Below are 17,756 nucleotides of genomic sequence, written 5' to 3' on the forward strand. Positions count from 1 at the left end.
CCGCGAATGGGCCGCAAAGCGGCCCCATGCGGTCTCAGCGGAAGCGGTCCACTTCCTGGCGCAGCTGCGCCGCCAGCCCTTCCAGCTCCCGCGCGGTAAAGGCCAGTTCATTGGCCACATCACGCTGTTCGCTGTTGGCCTGGGCAATGCTTTGCAGGTTGCGGCTGAGCACTGTCGCGGTGCTGCTCTGCTCCTGGGTCGCCGTGCTGATCACGGCAAACTGCTCACCCGCCGCACGGCTCTGCTCATCGATACGCGCCAACGCTTCGGCGACTTTGTCGTTGCGCGCCAGCCCTTCCTGCATCAGCTGGTTGCCCTGCTCCAGGGTATTGATGGCGTGCCCGGTCTGCTGCTGGATGTTGTTGATCATCCCGGAAATTTCATCGGTCGCCTGGCGCGTGCGCGCCGCCAGCCCACGTACTTCATCCGCGACCACGGCAAAGCCACGGCCCTGCTCACCGGCACGGGCCGCCTCGATGGCGGCGTTCAGCGCCAGCAGGTTGGTCTGTTCGGCAATCGCGGTGATCACACTGATGATGCCGCCGATCTCCTGCGAGCGTGCGCCCAGGCTGTCCATCACCGTGGCGGTACCACCCAGCGCTTCGGCAATCTGGCGCAACGAGCTGGACGCTTCGTCCATGGCATTGCGGCCGATGCGGGTCTGCTGCGCGTTGTCGCGGGCCATGCGCTCAGTCCCGGCCATGTTGTCGGCGATATTCATCGAGGTTGCGCTGAACTCTTCCACCGCACCGGCCATGCTGGTGATCTCGCCGGACTGCTGGTCCATGCCTTCACAGGCACCGGCAGACAGCCCGGACAGCGAGCGCGCGCGGCTGCTGACCTGCTCGGAGGCACTGCGGATGTGCTCGACCATGGTCGACAACGCCTCGCCCATCTGGTTGAAGCTGCGCGCCAGTTGGCCAATCTCGTCATGGCTGGTCACGCTCAGGCGCGCATTCAGGTCGCCGGCACCCAGTGCTTCGGCCTGGCGCACCAGGTCGTCCAGCGGGCGCAGCTTGCGGCGCAGCAGCCACAGGGTGGCAGCCACTGCCAGCAGCATCGCCAGCAGGCTGCCGATGGCCAGGCGCAGGCCGACGCTCCAGGTCACCTCGCGGATTTCAGCCTTGGGCATGCTGGCAACCACGGTCCAAGGGCCTTCGGTGAAAGGTGCACTGGCACTGAACAGGTCCTGGTCGGCATTGGCCGGCGGCACCAGCCATTGGCCCTGCTCATCGCGAATGGCCAGGGAACCGGTGGCGCCGATGCGGAAGCGCTTGAGGTTGGCGAACTGGGCGTTCTGCGCGTCGGTGTAGTCAAAGCCGACAAACAGCACCGCGATCACCCGGTCGTTGCTGTCGCGCACCGGCACGTAGCGGGTCATGTAGTTGCGCTCGAACAGCACGGCGCGGCCGACGTACATCTGCCCGGCCAGCAGCTTGGTGTAGGCCGGGTGCTGGCGGTCGAGCTGGGTGCCGATGGCGCGCGTGCCGTCCTGCTTCTTCAGGTTGGTGCTGATGCGCACGAAGTCATCGCCACTGCGTACGAACAGGGTCGCGATGCCGGCAGTCATCTGCTGGAATTCGTCGACCACCTGGAAATCGTTGTTCAGCAGTCGATCACCCAGATACAGGGCGGGCGTGCTCTGGCCTGCGACCTGCACGGTCTCGCCGGCATGCAACGACAGGCCCGAGGCGAAACGGCGCTCGAACAGGCCGCTCAGCCGCTGGGTATTGTCCTTGAGCGAACCGTGGAACGTATCGAGCTGGTCGGCCAGCAGCCGTGCTTCGCTGGCCAGATGGGCCTGGCGGGTGGCGAGGTTGGCGTCGTCCAGCGCACGCAGGGCGAACAAGGTACTGCCGGAAATCACCAGCGCCAGCACGATGGCGAGGGCGACACCGAGTTGCGAGGCAATTCGGGCACGCGGTTGAGACATGTAGAAGCTCCTGGCAAGAGGCCGGTATCGTCCTGATCACGCTGACCACCCGCTTGATATCGACGGGAAAGCGCGCCCTCTTCCGGGACGCTGGTGCCAGTAGATCGGCGTCGCGCTCGAATACTTGAGTGTCGGACCGGGATATTCGCAAACGTTTTCTTTTTCCTGTGCTGGCCCTTTCGCGGGGCAAGCCCGCTCCCACAAGTGCTCAGCCAGACTTGAGACATGCGCATATCCTGTGGGAGCGGGCTTGCCCCGCGAAGAGGCCAGTCGAGGCAGTCAAAGGGCCGGCAGGATCTGCACAGCGGGCAAGTCCACCGCCGCCGCTTCCTCTTGCAAAAACACACTCAAGCGCCGCAACCGCTCCCCGCCCGGCCGGGTCCGTGGCCACACCAGGTAATAATCCATGCCACTGGGCACCGCCGTCGGCCAAGGCAAACTCAAGCGCCCCTGGGCCACATCCTCGGCGACCATCAGCAGGTCGCCCATCGAGATGCCATAGCCCCGCGCTGCCGCGATCATGCCCAGCTCCAAGGTATCGAACACCTGCCCACCCTTGAGCGACACCTTGTCGCTGAGCCCCATGCGTTCCAGCCATTCGCGCCAGTCACGCTTGTCGGGGGTGGGGTGCAGCAGCTCGATACCGGCCAGCCGCCGCTCGTCCCACGGCCCGTCCTTCAGCAGGTCCGGCGCCCCCACCGGGATCAACAGCTCGGAAAACAGCCGGCGCACCTCCCAGTCCGCCGGGAACACCCCGTCACTAAGCAGCACCGCGCAATCGAAGGGTTCCTGGTTGAAGTCCACATGGTCGACGTCCATCCAGGCACTGGTCAGCTGCACCTCATTGCCCGGCTGCAAGTGGCGAAATTGGCTGAGCCGCGCCAGCAGCCAGCGCATGGTCAGGGTCGACGGCGCTTTCATGCGCAGAATGTCATCTTCCCCGCGCAAGGTATCGCAGGCCCGCTCCAGCGCAGCAAAGCCTTCACGCACGCCGGGCAGCAGCACCCGCGCCGCCTCGGTCAGCTGCAGGCTGCGGCCACTGCGCACGAACAGGCGGCAGGCGAAGTGCTCTTCCAAGGTGCGGATATGCCGGCTGACCGCGCTCTGGGTGATCGACAGCTCTTCACCGGCGCGGGTGAACGAGCTCAGCCGCGCAGCCGCTTCGAATGCGCGCAGTGCATACAGGGGAGGCAGCTGGCGAGACATAGGCACCTGTTATCCGGGGGGTGGGCAAGGAATGCACAGAATCATATATGCATGAGTTCAACTCATGCCAACCATCGTTTTTATCCTTTTGTGCAAAGTTGACCGAAGCCTCAGAATCGTCCCTCGCTCACAGGATCAGGCACAAGGACTAACCCATGCATGTCGCGCCCACTAAAGAACTCAAGGCACTGCTGCGCCTGGCCGGGCCGCTGATCGCCTCGCAGTTGGCGCACATGCTGATGGTGCTGACCGACACCCTGATGATGGCCCGCATCAGCCCGCAGGCCCTGGCTGGGGGTGGCCTGGGCGCGGCGAGCTATTCGTTCGTGTCGATCTTTTGCCTGGGCGTGATCGCCGCTGTCGGCACCCTGGTGGCGATTCGCAAGGGTGCCAATGACATCGTGGGCGCTACTCGCCTGGCGCAGAACGGCCTGTGGCTGGCCTGGGGCCTGGCGCTGCTGGCGGCACTGGTGCTGTGGAACCTGAAACCGGTGCTGTTGATGTTTGGTCAGCAGCCGGAGAACGTCGAATCGGCAGCCGAATTCCTCACCCTGCTACCACTGGCCCTGCCCGGCTACCTGACCTTCATGGCCCTGCGCGGCTTCACCAGTGCGCTGGGGCGTTCGACCCCGGTGATGGTCATCAGCCTGGTCGGCACGGTGCTCAACTACCTGTTCAACGTCGCCCTGATCGAAGGCATGTTCGGCCTGCCCAAGCTGGGCCTGATGGGCATTGGCCTGGTCACTGCAGTGGTGTCGATGGGCATGGCCATCGCCTTGGCGCTGTACATCCGCTGGCACTCGGCCTATGCCGACTATCCATTGCGCAAAGGGCTGTCGCGCCCTTCGCTACCAGCCCTGCGCGAGCTGTGGCGGCTGGGCCTGCCGATTGGCGGCACTTACATGGTGGAAGTCGGGCTGTTCGCTTTCGCCGCGCTGTGCATGGGCGTGCTGGGCAGCACGCAACTGGCGGCGCACCAGATTGCCCTGCAGATCGTCTCCACCGCGTTCATGGTGCCGACCGGGCTGTCGTATGCGGTGACCATGCGTGTGGGCCTGTACTACGGCGCCGGCAACCTGCTGGCGGCACGCAGTGCCGGGCGCGTGGGGATCGGCTTTGGGGCGACGATCATGTTTGCCTTTGCGGCGTTGTTCCTGCTGCTGCCGGAGGCGCTGGTGGGGCTGTTCATCGACCGGAATGACCCCGGTTTTACCGCGATCTATCAGTTGGCAGTGCAACTGCTGATGGTGGCGGCATGGTTTGAACTGTTCGATGGCATGCAGACCATCGCCATGGGCTCGATCCGTGGCTTGAAGGACGCCAAGACCACCTTCCTGATCGGGCTGTGCTGCTACTGGCTGGTGGGCGCGCCGAGTGCCTGGCTGTTCACCTTTACCCTGGGGGGCGGGGCCGTGGGCGTCTGGTGGGGGTTGGCACTGGGGCTGGCCTGTGCGGCAGTGGCGCTGACCCTTGGCTTCGAGTGGCGGATGAAGCGGTTGCTGGGCAAGGCCGGGGTTGGCGCTACTGTATCGGCCTGACTGGAGGCCCTTTCGCGGGTAAACCCGCTCCTACAGGGATCGTATGAACCTGTAGGAGCGGGTTTACCCGCGAAGGGGCCTAGAGGGCGGCAACCACGGGGCGATTGGACGCCTGCAGCAGATAGTCGATCAACTCCCCCACCGGCAGCGGCTTGCTGACCAGGAACCCTTGCACCTGGTCACAGCCAAAGCCGCGCAGCAAAGCCATCTGTTCCGGGCTCTCGACGCCCTCGGCCACCACTTCCAGGTTGAGGTTGTGCGCCAGGTTGATCATGGCGTGCACCAGCTTGCGGTTCTCTTCGCGCATCTCCATCTCGGCAACGAAGCTGCGGTCGACCTTGAGCAAGGTGATCGGCAGGCTGTTCAGGTGCACAAAGGACGAGAAGCCGGTCCCAAAGTCATCCAGCGAAAAACGCACACCCAGGCGACCCAGGGCATCCATGGTCTGACGCACCAGCTCGTTGCGGCGCATCACCGCCGTTTCGGTCAGTTCGAATTCCAGCCAACGGGCATCCACACCATGCTCGATGATCAGCCGGCTCAGGGTGGCCAGCAACTGGCTGTCCTGGAACTGGCGGAAGCTCAGGTTCACCGCCATGTGCAGCGGCGCAAGCCCCTGCTCGCGCAATGCCTGCATGTCGCGCAGGGCACGGGAAATAACCCAGTAACCCAGTGGCACGATCAGCCCGCTCTGTTCGGCCAGCGGCACGAACTCGCTGGGCGGCAGCAGGCCGCGCTCGGCATGGCGCCAGCGCACCAGGGCCTCGAGGCCGACGATGCGCCCATCGGCAAGGTTCAAGCGCGGCTGGTAGTGCAGCTCCAGTTCATCGCGACGCAGCGCCCGGCGCAGCTCGCTTTCCAGATCGGCCAGGCTGCGCGCATTGCGGTTGATGCGCTCATTGAACACATGGAAAGTGCAGCCCTGGCTGCCCTTGGCCTGGCGCATGGCGATATGCGCATGCCACATCAGCGGGTCGGGCCCGCCCTGGGCGCGGGCATGGGCCAGGCCCAGGCTGCAGCCGAGCAACAGGCTTTCGCCGTCGATCCAGTAGGGCTCGCCCAGGGCCTCGACGATGCGTTCGGCGATCCATTCGGCGCGGTTGGCGTCGCGGCGCGTGTCGATCAGCAGGGCGAACTCGTCGCTGCCCAGGCGCGCCAGCTGGTCACCGGCTTCCAGCTGCTGCTTGAGGCGCGACACCACCTGCAGGATCAGGCGGTCGCCGCACTGGTGGCCAAGGGCATCGTTGACGTGGCGGAAGTTGTCCAGGTCCAGATGACCAAGAGCCACGCCGCGGCCTTCGTTCTCGGCCAGGCGCGTGGTCAGCAGGGCCTGAAAGCCCTGGCGGTTGGCGATGCCGGTCAGTGGGTCTTGCTCGGCCAGGCGCTGCAAGGTGGCCACCAGCACACCGCGCTCGCGCACATGGCGCAACGAGCGGCGCAGGGTATCGGCATTGAGCTGGTCGCGCACCAGCCAGTCACTGACGCCGGTTGGCGGCGTATCGGGTTCGTGGTCGAGCAACAGGATGGTCGGCAGTTCGCAGCGCCCGGGCGCTGGCTGCAATGCCGGCGTGGCCAGTACCACGGCCTGGCGGTCATGGCTGAACAGGGTATCGACCGCCGCCCAGTTCGGCGCGGTCAGCAAAGCTGCGGTACCGTCCAGCGGCAGCAGGCATTCGCGTAGTAAGGCGGCCCATTCCGGCTCATCAGCCAACAGCAGCAAACGCAAAGGTTCGACAGGCGTGGACAAGCGGGCTCCTTAAAGCTTGAAAGGTCTAGCGTTGGATGGCGGACATGCTACTGCATAAATGAAAATGATTTTCACTTTTAGACATATCCTTTGCCCGCAGTGCCTCCCGTCGCATTTTGACGTGCATCCTGCGGGAAAGTCGTCAAACCGGCAATTACGATTTTTTCCATGAATAGCATTAGTTTCACTAATGCTTATCCCCGAACAAAAGTCTGACTCAAACGTCAGACGGTCGCGCCACAAGTGGCCCATGCCTGTTAGAATGCGCGGCTATTTTCTGGTGACCCCCGGTTTCTAGCATGTCCCGACTCAATCCCCGGCAACAGGAAGCCCGTGACTACGTCGGCGGCCCTCTATTGGTGCTCGCCGGTGCTGGCTCGGGCAAGACCAGCGTGATCACACGCAAGATTGCCCACCTCATCCAGAACTGCGGCATCCGTGCCCAGTACATCGTGGCGATGACCTTCACCAACAAGGCCGCCCGCGAGATGAAGGAGCGGGTCGCCACCCTGCTGCGCCCGGGGGAAGGCCGCGGCCTGACGGTGTGCACGTTCCACAACCTGGGCCTGAACATCATCCGCAAGGAGCACGAGCGCCTGGGCTACAAGCCGGGCTTCTCGATCTTCGACGAATCCGACATCAAGGCGCTGCTGTCGGACATCATGCAGAAGGAATACTCCGGCGACGACGGCATCGACGAGATCAAGAACATGATCGGTGCCTGGAAAAACGACCTGATCCTGCCCGCCGAAGCCCTGGAAAAGGCGCGCAACCCGCGCGAGCAGACCGCCGCCATCGTCTACACCCACTACCAGCGCACGCTCAAGGCGTTCAACGCGGTGGACTTCGACGACCTGATCCTGCTGCCGGTCAAGCTGTTCCAGGAGCACCCCGACGTGCTCGAACGCTGGCAGAACCGCGTGCGCTACCTGCTGGTGGACGAATACCAGGACACCAACGCCAGCCAGTACCTGCTGGTGAAGATGCTGATCGGCATGCGCAACCAGTTCACCGTGGTGGGCGATGACGACCAGTCGATCTACGCCTGGCGTGGCGCGCGCCCAGAGAACCTGATGCTGCTCAAGGAGGACTACCCCTCCCTGAAGATCGTCATGCTCGAACAGAACTACCGCTCCACCAGCCGCATCCTGCGCTGCGCCAACGTGCTGATCGCCAACAACCCGCACGCTTTCGAAAAGCAGCTGTGGAGCGAGATGGGTGTGGGCGACGAGATCCGCGTGATCCGCTGCAAGAACGAGGAAGCCGAGGCCGAACGCGTGGCCATGGAAATCCTCACCTTGCACCTGCGCACCAACCGCCCGTACAGCGACTTCGCCATCCTCTACCGCGGCAACTACCAGGCCAAGCTGATCGAACTGAAGTTGCAGCACCACCAGGTGCCGTATCGCCTGTCGGGCGGCAACAGCTTCTTCGGCCGCCAGGAGGTCAAGGACCTCATGGCCTACCTGCGCCTGCTGGTGAACCCGGATGACGACAACGCCTACCTGCGGGTGATCAACGTGCCGCGCCGCGAGATCGGCTCGACCACCCTGGAAAAGCTCGGCAACTATTCCACCGAGCGCGGTATCTCGATGTACGCCGCCAGCGAGGAGCTGGGCTTGGGCGAGCACCTGGATGCCCGCTACACCGAGCGCCTGCAGCGCTTCAAGCACTGGCTCGACGGGGTACGCCACAAGGTTGCCCTGGAGGACCCGATCGCCGCGCTGCACGAGATGATCCGCGACATCGACTACGAGAACTGGATCCGCCAGCAGACCGCCAGCGACAAGGCGGCAGAGTTCCGTATCAGCAACGTCTGGTTCCTGGTCGAAGCGCTGAAGAACACCCTCGAGAAGGATGAAGAGGGTGACATGACCATCGAGGATGCCATCGGCAAGCTGGTACTGCGCGACATGCTCGAGCGCCAGCAGGAAGAGGAAGAAAACGCCGAAGGTGTGCAGATGATGACCCTGCACGCCTCCAAGGGCCTGGAATTCCCGTACGTGTTCATCATGGGCATGGAGGAGGAGATCCTCCCCCACCGCTCCAGCATCGAGGCCGACACCATCGAAGAGGAGCGCCGCCTGGCCTACGTGGGCATCACCCGCGCTCGCCAGACCCTGGCCTTCACCTTCGCCGCCAAGCGCAAGCAGTACGGCGAGATCATCGACTGCACGCCAAGCCGGTTCCTCGACGAACTGCCACCCGACGACCTGGCCTGGGAAGGCCTGGACGACGCGCCGGTCGAGGTGAAGGCCGCGCGCGGCAACAACGCCCTGGCCGACATCCGGGCAATGCTCAAACGCTGATCAACCCTTATCCTTTAAATCTGCCGCTTTCAGCGGCCACCTTTGTTACATCGAGGAATACCACAGTGGAAGCACTGCATCAGAAGATTCGCGAAGAAGGCATCGTGCTTTCCGACCAGGTACTCAAAGTCGACGCGTTTCTCAACCACCAGATCGACCCGGCGCTGATGCAGCTGATCGGTGACGAGTTCGCCCGGCTGTTCGCCGATGCCGGCGTGACCAAGATCGTCACCATCGAAGCCTCGGGCATTGCCCCGGCGGTGATGACCGGCCTGAAGCTGGGCGTACCGGTAATCTTCGCGCGCAAGCACCAGTCGCTGACCCTGACCGAAAACCTGCTGACTGCCTCGGTGTACTCCTTCACCAAGCAGACCGAGAACACCGTGGCCATCTCGCCGCGCCACCTCAACAGCAGCGATCGCGTGCTGGTGATCGACGACTTCCTGGCCAACGGCAAGGCGTCGCAGGCACTGATCTCGATCATCAAGCAAGCCGGCGCCACCGTTGCCGGCCTGGGTATCGTCATCGAGAAGTCGTTCCAGGGCGGCCGTGCCGAGCTGGACAGCCAGGGCTACCGCGTTGAATCGCTGGCCCGGGTGAAGTCGCTGGAAGGTGGTGTGGTTTCGTTCATCGAGTGACCGCGTCGCCTGCTTCGCGGGCAAGCCCGCTCCCACAGGTACCGCACAGGTTTTGAAAGCTGTGCAGTTCCTGTGGGAGCGGGCTTGCCCGCGAATGGCCCCAGCATCTATCTGTCAGGTTTCTGATAATCCCGCCAGCAGCAAGCGCTGGTACAGCTCTTCCCTGAGCCCCTGCGGTCGATCCAGCTGCATCCGCGCCAGATGCGCCTCATACCCCTGCGGCCCCGGCGCCTCCAATGCCGCCTTGCCCAGCTCCAGCACCTCACTCAGCTTGAACTTGCTCTTCAACCAGTTCAGCGCCCGCAACAAGTCCCGCTCTTCAGCCGTGAAGTCCGTTCCCAGCGGATACTCCGGGAACAAGCGCGCATGCCGAACCCTGATCGCCTCCAACCGCTGTGGCGTATTGTCGGTAAATCGCGCGTCCAGCTGAAAATCCCTGGCCAGCTTGCCCGCCTCTTTTGCCTGCTCGATCAGCTCCTGCTGGAACCGCGAATCGCTCACCGCCAGCAACCGCGCAATCACTTCGCTGTCGGTCTGCCCCCGCAGGTCGGCAATACCGTACTCGGTCACCACGATATCGCGCAGGTGCCGCGGGATGGTGCAGTGGCCATAGCGCCAGAACAGGTTTGATGAAACCTCCCCGCCCGCCTCGCGCCAGCTGCGCAGCAGCAGGATCGAGCGCCCGCCTTCAAGCGCATGGCCCTGGGCCACGAAGTTGTACTGCCCGCCTACCCCGCTGAGCACCCGGCCGTCTTCCAGCTGATCGGCCACCCCGGCACCGAGCAGGGTCATGCCGAACACCGTGTTGACGAAGCGCGCATCGCGGCGCTGGCGGCGCTTGAGGTCTTCCTGGCCGTACAGTTCGTTGATGAAGCTGATACGGGTCATCGAGAAACGGGCGCGCTGCTCCAGCGGCATCTCGCGCAAACGCTGGTAGAACGCCTGCGGGCCGAGAAAAAAGCCGCCATGCACCAGCACACCCTGCTCGTCCGCCGGGCGCCGCACCACACCCGCCTCGGCCAGCGCCAACAGGCCGTTGACGAACATCTCGCTGCAGCCGTACAGGCCCTGGGCGAAGGCGTCCAGGCCCCCCTCTCGCTCGATCAGCGCCTGCCACGGGCTGACGTCCAGTTCGTCGAGCAAGGCGCGGTAACCTGGGTTGTCGCCCTGGCGCGCCAGCAATGCCGCCGCCAGCGCATCGCCCATGGCACCGATGCCGATCTGCAGGGTGCCACCGTCACGCACCAGTGAACTTGCGTGCAAACCGATGCAGTGGTCCTGGGTGCTGACCGGCATGTTCGGGGTAGAGAACAGCCGGCGCTGCTCCGCTTCGTCGATCAACAGGTCGAACGCATCGATCGGCAACTCCGCATCGCCCGGCATGTAGGGCAGTTCGGTATGAACCTGGCCGAGCATGAGGATGGTTTCACCTGCCGCACGCCGCTTGGCGATCATCGGCTGCAGGTCGAGGGTGATGTCGGGGTTGCAGGCCAGGCTGAGGTGGACGGGCTTCTCCGGCGTGGCCGCGACCAGCTGGGCAACCAGGTTCAGCCCCTTGGCGTTGATGTCGCGCGCGGCGTGGCTGTAGTTGCTGCTGATGTAGTCCTGCTGCGCGGTTTCGCTGTGCAGCAGGCTGCCGGGCTGCATGAAGAACTGCTCGACGCGGATGTTCGGCGGCAGGCGGTCGTTGCGCAGGTCGGCGAGGTAGGTGAGTTCTTCGTAGTCGGCGAACACGCGCTCGACGAAGGGCTCGAGGAAACGCCGTTGCAGGCCGTCGCCCAGGGGTGGGCGGCCAAGCGACAACGCGGTGTAGATCGTCAACCGTCGCTCGGGCAGCCCGCGCACGCGCTCGTAAAGCGCGTTGACGAAGGCGTTGGGCTTGCCCAGGCCCAGCGGCAGGCCCATGTGGATATGCGCTGGCAGCCGGGAGAGAACCTGCTCGACGGCCTGGTCGATGGAGCAGAGGTGCATCGGGGCCTCCTGAATCATCCATGGGGTCAGGGGTTGGACATGGGCTCAAGCGGGTTGGTTGCCAGTACCGGCCCTTTCGCGGGCAAGCCCGCTCCCACAGACCCCGCAAATTGGCAGCATTTTGCTTTACCTGTGGGAGCGGGCTTGCCCGCGAAAGGGCCGGAGCAGGCAATACAAAAACAAGGCCCGCCAGAAATGGCGGGCCTGGTGCAATTCATCTTCGGCTCAAAGCCCGGACATCTTCTTGATGGCCCCTTTCAGGTCATCATCCGAGCAGTCCGCGCAGGTACCCTTCGGCGGCATGGCATTCAGGCCGGTGATGGCCTTGGCCAGCAGCCCGTCCACCCCACCCTGTTCGTCAGCGCGCTTCTTCCATGCGGCTCCGTCGCCAATCTTCGGCGCGCCCAGCAAGCCGGTGCCGTGGCAGGCGTTGCAGTGCTTGGCAATCACGTCATCGGGCGTCTTGGCCCCGCCGCCCCCGGCTGCGGCAGCCACTTCCATGCCCTTGCATTCCTGGCCCTGCACACACACCTGGCCCACAGGCTCCAGGCGCTTGGCAAGCTCGTCGTTGGTCGCTGCGGTTGCGCTGATTGCCCAAAGGGCGAATACGGCTGCTGGTACGGCCAGCATCTTCTTGATTTGGTTCACGCGAACACCCTCATGGTGGCTAATCACGCCCGCGGCCACGGTAATGCGAGCGTTGAAAAGTATAGCGGGAACCCGGAAACCGTGGAACGACCCTACTCAGGAAAGGGGTATTGCCGAAGCAATGCACTGCGCTGGATCAAAAGTTCGAAGGCGTCGCCGCGCTGATCAGCCGTGCCGGCACGTCGAACGGGTTGCGGAAACGGTGCGGGCGGGTGCTTTCGAAGTAGTAGCTGTCACCCGCTTCAAGGATGAAGATCTCGTTGCCCACCACCAGCTCGAGTTTGCCTTCGAGCAGGATGCCGGTTTCTTCACCATCGTGGGTGAGCATCTCGGCGCCGGTGTCGGCCCCCGGCGGGTAGACCTCGGTGAGAAAGGCGATGGCGCGGTTGGGGTGCGACTTGCCCACCAGCTTCATGGTCACCGCACCGTCGGAGATATCGATCAGCTCGTGGGCCTTGTAGACAATCTGCGCGGGGCTTTCGGCCTCCAGTTCGACCGAGAAAAACTCGACCATCGACATGGGAATGCCGCTGAGCACCTTGCGCAGCGAGCTGATCGAGGGGCTCACGCTGTTCTTCTCGATCATCGAGATGGTGCTGTTGGTCACCCCCGCGCGCTTGGCGAGTTCCCGCTGGGACAGGCCCTTGAGCTTGCGGATGGCTTGCAGTCGTTCGCCGACGTCCAAAGCTGGAGCCTCCTGAAACGGTGAGATGGCGGGGTGAATGTGAACGATATCATGGCAATGCCGTTCAGTATTTACAACACACCGCCCCTCAAGCTGTCCGCTTCGGCGCCTTATTCGCCGTAATAGTCCAGCGGCACGCGTCTCAGGTTGCAGAAGATCTGGTACGGAATGGTCCCGGCCTGCATCGCTACATCACTGGCCAGCACCTGTTTGCCCCACAGCTCGACCGGGCTGCCGACGGTGGCTTCGGGCACGTCGGTGAGGTCGATGCAGAGCATGTCCATCGACACGCGGCCAATCAGCTGGCTGCGCTTGCCGGCGACCATCACCGGGGTGCCGGTGGGCGCGTGGCGCGGATAGCCGTCAGCGTAGCCCATGGCAACCACGCCAACGCGGGTCGGCCGCGGGCTGACGAACTTGGCACCGTAGCCCACAGGCTCACCAGTGGGCAGCTCGCGTACGCTGATGACCCGCGATTGCAGGGTCATTACCGGCTGCAGGCGGGCGGCCTGGGGCTGCTCGGCTTCGAAGGGGCTGGCGCCGTACAGCATGATGCCTGGGCGCACCCAGTCGCTCGGGGCCTGCGGCCAGGCCAGCACGCCGGGCGAGTTGCGCAGGCTGCATTCGGCAGCCAGGCCTTCACGGGCGGCGTTGAACACGGCGATCTGCTGAGCGGTGGCGTCGGCCTCCGGCTCGTCGGCGCGGGCGAAGTGGCTCATCAGCACAATGCGCGAAACCTTGCCGCTGGCCAGCAGGCGCTGGTAAGCCTCGTGGTAGTCCTTGGGGTGCAGGCCGACGCGGTGCATGCCGCTGTCGAGCTTGAGCCAGATGGTCAGCGGCTTGTGCACCTGAGTCTGCTCAATGGCTTCGAGCTGCCACAGCGAATGCACCACGCACCACAGGTCGTGCTCGGCGATCAGCGCCAGCTCGCTGGCTTCGAAAAAGCCTTCGAGCAGCAGCACCGGAGCTTTGATGCCGGCGGCGCGCAGCTCCAGCGCTTCTTCGATGCAGGCCACGGCGAAGCCGTCGGCTTCGGGCTCCAGGGCCAGGGCGCAACGCACGGCGCCGTGGCCGTAGGCATCGGCCTTGACCACGGCAAGGGCCTTGGCCCCAGACAGTTCACGGGCCAGGCGGTAGTTATGGCGGAGAGCTTGCAAGTCGATCAGGGCGCGGGCGGGACGCATGGCGGCTGCCTTATGGTGATTCACAGGTTGAAAACGGTGTCGGGTTCTTCGCGGCTAAAGCCGCTCCCACAGGGAACCGCACAATATTCAGGATCATGCGGTCCATGTGGGAGCGGCTTTAGCCGCGAAGAGGCCGGTACAGGCGACCTTACTGCTGATGGGCAGGCGTGGTCTGGCCTTGCTTGGCAACTTCCGGGCTGTTGCCATACCGCGAAATGTCCAGGCCTTCGGCACTGATCTGCGGCTTCTTGCGCGCAATCAGGTCGGCCAGCAGGCGCCCGGAGCCGCATGCCATGGTCCAGCCCAGCGTGCCGTGGCCGGTGTTGAGGAACAGGTTGCGGAATGCAGTTGCGCCCACGATCGGCGTACCGTCTGGAGTCGCCGGGCGCAGGCCGGTCCAGAAACTGGCCTGGCTCAGGTCGCCGCCGCGAGGATAAAGGTCGTTGACGATCATCTCCAGCGTTTCGCGTCGACGTGGGTTCAACGACAAGTCAAAACCGGCGATTTCAGCCATGCCGCCAACGCGGATGCGGTTGTCGAAACGGGTGATCGCGACCTTGTAGGTCTCGTCCAGAATGGTCGAGGTCGGCGCCATGTCGGCGTTGGTGATCGGCACGGTCAGCGAGTAACCCTTGAGCGGATACACCGGAGCCTTGATGCCCAGTGGCTTGAGCATCTGCGGCGAGTAGCTGCCCAGGGCCAGCACGTAACGGTCGGCCGTTTCCAGCTTGCCATCGATCCACACGCCATTGATGCGGTCGCCGGCGAAATCCAGGCGCTGGATGTCCTGGCCGAAGCGGAACTCCACACCCAGATTGACGGCCATCTCGGCGAGCTTGGTGGTGAACAGCTGGCAGTCGCCGGTCTGGTCGTTGGGCAGGCGCAGCGCGCCGGCGAGGATGTCTTTGACACCAGCCAGGGCCGGCTCGACACGGGCAATGCCATCACGGTCGAGCAGCTCGTAAGGCACGCCGGACTGTTCCAGCACGGCGATGTCCTTGGCCGCGGCGTCTACCTGAGCCTGGGTGCGGAACAGTTGGGTGGTACCCAGGCTACGGTTTTCGTAGGCAATGCCGGTTTCGGCACGCAGTTCGTCCAGGCAGTCGCGGCTGTACTCGGACAGGCGCACCATGCGCTCCTTGTTCACCGCGTAGCGGCTGGCGGTGCAGTTGCGCAGCATCTGTGCCATCCACAGGTACTGGTCGACATCACCGGTCAGCTTGATGGCCAGGGGCGCGTGGCGCTCCAGCAGCCACTTGATGGCTTTCAGCGGCACGCCGGGGGCGGCCCAGGGCGAGGCATAGCCGGGCGAGATCTGGCCTGCGTTGGCAAAGCTGGTTTCCAGGGCCACTGCCGGCTGGCGGTCGACCACGGTCACCTCGAAGCCTTGCCGGGCCAGATAGTAGGCACTGGCGGTACCGATCACACCGCTACCAAGTACCAATACTCGCATCGTTCATCCCTCGCACGCGGCGCACCGCTATTTTGTTGATATGGCATGGATGCGCGCAGTATAAGAATCTCAGCCCAGTGCAATTCACTATATAAAAGCCTATTATTGGCGAGAATTCTCGGCAAAATCGCCTTTCACGGAGGGGCATCCCCTATGAGAACCCAGCACCAGAGCAAGCGTGAACTGGACAAGATCGACCGTAACATCCTGCGTATCCTGCAGAACGACGGGCGTATTTCCTTCACCGAACTGGGCGAGAAAGTTGGGCTTTCCACCACCCCTTGCACAGAGCGCGTACGCCGCCTGGAGCGCGAGGGCATCATCATGGGCTACAACGCCCGGCTGAATCCGCAGCACCTCAAGGGCAGCCTGCTGGTGTTCGTGGAAATCAGCCTGGACTACAAGTCCGGCGACACCTTCGAGGAGTTCCGCCGCGCGGTACTCAAGCTGCCCCATGTGCTCGAGTGCCACTTGGTATCCGGCGATTTCGACTACCTGGTGAAAGCGCGTATCTCGGAAATGGCTTCGTACCGCAAGCTGCTCGGCGACATCCTGCTGAAGCTGCCGCATGTGCGCGAATCAAAGAGCTACATCGTGATGGAAGAGGTGAAAGAGAGCCTCTGCCTGCCGATCCCTGACTGAGGCTAGACCAGCACCTGACGCGTGCTGGCGATGAACTGGTGGACCAGTTGCTCGGCCTGAGGCTCGATCATCAGGTCCGGGCCGCGGCCGCGCGGGCAGGCCAGGCGCGGCGTGGTACCGAACAGCCGGCAGATCATCGGCCGTTCTTCATAGACGGTGCAGCCGTTGGGGCCCAGGTGCACGCAGTTCAGGTGCTCCAGGGCGGCATCCTGTTCGGCCTGGGTCTTGCGCGGCAGACGCGCCATCTCTTCCGACGAGGTGGTAACCGGGCCGCAGCAGTCATGGCAGCCGGGCTCGCATTCGAATGAAGGAATGAGTTCGCGCAGGAAGTGGATCTTGTGACGGTTGCAAGACATGGCCGGATAAACAAATGAAATTTAAATCAGGCTGAATTATAGGGCCAATTGTCAGGCCACGGCTTATTCTGCCACTTTCAATACAGCAACAGGACTTCGCCCATGATCCACAGCGCGCAGCACGCCGCCTCCTACTACGCCGCCAGCAGCGCGCCCCACCCGGACCATTCCTTCCTGCAAGGCGAACACAGCGCCGACGTGTGTATCGTCGGCGGTGGCTACTCGGGCCTGAACACAGCCATCGAACTGGCCGAGCGCGGCTTTTCGGTAATCCTGCTGGAAGCGCGCAAGCTCGGCTGGGGCGCCAGCGGGCGCAACGGTGGCCAGCTGATTCGCGGGGTCGGCCACGGCCTGGAGCAGTTTCTCCCGGTGATCGGCGAGGAAGGCGTACGCAGCATGAGGCTGATGGGCCTGGAAGCCGTGGACATCGTCCGCGAACGGATCGAGCGCCACGCCATCGCCTGCGACCTGACCTGGGGTTACTGCGACCTGGCCAACAAACCCGACGAACTGAAGGGTTTCGCCGAGGATGCCGAAGCACTGCGCAGCCTGGGCTACCGCCACGAACTGCGCCTGGTCGGCAAGGACGACATGCACAGCGTGGTGGGCTCCGATTGCTATGTCGGCGGCCTGATCGACATGGGTTCGGGCCACTTGCACCCGCTCAACCTGGCCTTGGGTGAAGCGGCTGTGGCCAGTCGCCTGGGCGTGAAGCTGTTCGAACAATCCGAGGTCACGCGTATCGACTACGGCCCCGAAGTGCAGGTGCACACCGCCCAGGGCCGAGTGCGCGCCAAGACCTTGGTGCTGTGCTGCAACGCTTATCACAACGACCTCAACCGCGAGCTGGGCGGCAAGGTGCTGCCCGCCGGCAGCTACATCATCGCCACCGAGCCGCTCAGCGAAGAACGCGCCCATCAGTTGCTGCCGCGGAACATGGCCGTGTGCGACCAGCGCGTGGCGCTGGACTACTATCGCCTGTCGGCCGACCGTCGCCTGCTGTTCGGCGGTGCCTGCCACTATTCAGGGCGCGACCCGAAGGACATCGCTGCCTACATGCGGCCGAAGATGCTCAAGGTGTTCCCGCAGCTGGCGGATGTGCGCATCGATTATCAGTGGGGCGGCATGATCGGCATCGGCGCCAACCGCCTGCCACAGGTCGGCCGCCTGGCCAGCCAACCCAACGTTTACTACGCCCAGGCCTACTCGGGTCACGGCCTCAATGCCACGCATCTGGCTGCGCGCCTGCTGGGTGAAGCGATCAGCGGCCAGCAAAGCGGGCGCTTCGACCTGTTCGCCAAGGTGCCACATGTCACCTTCCCCGGCGGCAAGCACCTGCGCTCACCAATACTGGCCCTGGGGATGCTCTGGCATCGGCTCAAAGAGCTGGTCTAACACCTGCGGTTGCACGATCCCTGTGGGAGCCGCGCTTGCCGGCGATGGGCC

At 64.0% G+C, this 17,756-nt stretch carries 14 protein-coding genes and 1 pseudogene; 5 read left to right on the plus strand and 10 right to left on the minus strand.

All coding sequences use genetic code 11. The annotated features are described in order from the left end of the window. Nucleotides 1-34 precede the first annotated feature (34 nt). The 3 genes and pseudogenes from OCX61_RS27455 to OCX61_RS26520 form a co-directional block, all read right to left on the minus strand. Complete coding sequence (locus tag OCX61_RS27455; RefSeq protein ID WP_410011127.1) at nucleotides 35-895, minus strand: methyl-accepting chemotaxis protein; 861 nt, start codon at nucleotides 893-895, stop codon at nucleotides 35-37. Nucleotides 896-937: 42 nt separating this feature from the next. Next, a pseudogene (locus tag OCX61_RS27460) lies at nucleotides 938-1,933 on the minus strand (Cache 3/Cache 2 fusion domain-containing protein); the annotation flags it as partial. Between the two features lie 279 nt (nucleotides 1,934-2,212). Then, nucleotides 2,213-3,139 (minus strand): LysR substrate-binding domain-containing protein, encoded by a 927-nt coding sequence (locus OCX61_RS26520; protein WP_261942033.1) that lies wholly within the window; start codon nucleotides 3,137-3,139, stop codon nucleotides 2,213-2,215. Between the two features lie 155 nt (nucleotides 3,140-3,294). Here OCX61_RS26520 and OCX61_RS26525 point away from each other — a divergent pair, with 155 nt between their 5' ends. Beyond that, nucleotides 3,295-4,677, plus strand: coding sequence for a NorM family multidrug efflux MATE transporter (locus OCX61_RS26525; protein WP_261942034.1), 1,383 nt, complete (start codon nucleotides 3,295-3,297; stop codon nucleotides 4,675-4,677). A gap of 79 nt (nucleotides 4,678-4,756) precedes the next feature. Here OCX61_RS26525 and OCX61_RS26530 read toward each other — a convergent pair whose 3' ends face one another. Beyond that, nucleotides 4,757-6,424, minus strand: a complete 1,668-nt coding sequence (locus OCX61_RS26530) for a putative bifunctional diguanylate cyclase/phosphodiesterase (protein ID WP_261942035.1) — start codon at nucleotides 6,422-6,424, stop codon at nucleotides 4,757-4,759. Between the two features lie 299 nt (nucleotides 6,425-6,723). On the opposite strand from OCX61_RS26530, the gene rep reads away from it, so the two are divergent. Further along, nucleotides 6,724-8,733 carry a DNA helicase Rep gene (rep, locus tag OCX61_RS26535; RefSeq protein ID WP_027917001.1) on the plus strand — a complete coding sequence of 670 codons (2,010 nt, stop codon included), beginning with the start codon at nucleotides 6,724-6,726 and terminating at the stop codon, nucleotides 8,731-8,733. A 65-nt stretch (nucleotides 8,734-8,798) separates the two neighbouring features. Continuing rightward, nucleotides 8,799-9,371, plus strand: coding sequence for a xanthine phosphoribosyltransferase (locus OCX61_RS26540; RefSeq protein ID WP_003253535.1), 573 nt, complete (start codon nucleotides 8,799-8,801; stop codon nucleotides 9,369-9,371). A 114-nt stretch (nucleotides 9,372-9,485) separates the two neighbouring features. Here OCX61_RS26540 and OCX61_RS26545 read toward each other — a convergent pair whose 3' ends face one another. The 5 genes from OCX61_RS26545 to dadA form a co-directional block, all read right to left on the minus strand. Further along, entirely contained in the window at nucleotides 9,486-11,342 is a 1,857-nt protein-coding gene (locus OCX61_RS26545; RefSeq protein ID WP_261942036.1) for an acetyl-CoA hydrolase/transferase C-terminal domain-containing protein, read from the minus strand. 225 nt (nucleotides 11,343-11,567) lie between these two features. Then, nucleotides 11,568-11,990, minus strand: a complete 423-nt coding sequence (locus tag OCX61_RS26550; RefSeq protein ID WP_261942037.1) for a c-type cytochrome — start codon at nucleotides 11,988-11,990, stop codon at nucleotides 11,568-11,570. A 136-nt stretch (nucleotides 11,991-12,126) separates the two neighbouring features. Beyond that, the gene (relB, locus tag OCX61_RS26555) at nucleotides 12,127-12,675 is read right to left on the minus strand and encodes a type II toxin-antitoxin system RelB family anti-toxin (protein WP_261942038.1); all 549 of its coding nucleotides are present in this window, start codon (nucleotides 12,673-12,675) and stop codon (nucleotides 12,127-12,129) included. 110 nt (nucleotides 12,676-12,785) lie between these two features. Continuing rightward, entirely contained in the window at nucleotides 12,786-13,859 is a 1,074-nt protein-coding gene (alr, locus tag OCX61_RS26560) for an alanine racemase (protein WP_261942039.1), read from the minus strand. Nucleotides 13,860-14,007: 148 nt separating this feature from the next. Next, nucleotides 14,008-15,312 (minus strand): D-amino acid dehydrogenase, encoded by a 1,305-nt coding sequence (gene dadA / locus OCX61_RS26565; RefSeq protein WP_085676465.1) that lies wholly within the window; start codon nucleotides 15,310-15,312, stop codon nucleotides 14,008-14,010. 153 nt (nucleotides 15,313-15,465) lie between these two features. Here dadA and dadR point away from each other — a divergent pair, with 153 nt between their 5' ends. After that, a complete protein-coding gene (dadR, locus tag OCX61_RS26570; RefSeq protein WP_003258963.1) occupies nucleotides 15,466-15,954 on the plus strand; it encodes a transcriptional regulator DadR in 489 nt (162 codons plus the stop codon). Between the two features lie 2 nt (nucleotides 15,955-15,956). Here the strand turns inward: dadR and OCX61_RS26575 are convergent, their stop codons facing one another. After that, complete coding sequence (locus OCX61_RS26575; RefSeq protein ID WP_261942040.1) at nucleotides 15,957-16,310, minus strand: YkgJ family cysteine cluster protein; 354 nt, start codon at nucleotides 16,308-16,310, stop codon at nucleotides 15,957-15,959. 102 nt (nucleotides 16,311-16,412) lie between these two features. Here OCX61_RS26575 and OCX61_RS26580 point away from each other — a divergent pair, with 102 nt between their 5' ends. Next, nucleotides 16,413-17,705 (plus strand): NAD(P)/FAD-dependent oxidoreductase, encoded by a 1,293-nt coding sequence (locus OCX61_RS26580; RefSeq protein WP_261942041.1) that lies wholly within the window; start codon nucleotides 16,413-16,415, stop codon nucleotides 17,703-17,705. Nucleotides 17,706-17,756 lie beyond the last annotated feature (51 nt).

The sequence above is a fragment of the Pseudomonas sp. LRP2-20 genome, from assembly GCF_024349685.1.
GTDB lineage: Bacteria > Pseudomonadota > Gammaproteobacteria > Pseudomonadales > Pseudomonadaceae > Aquipseudomonas.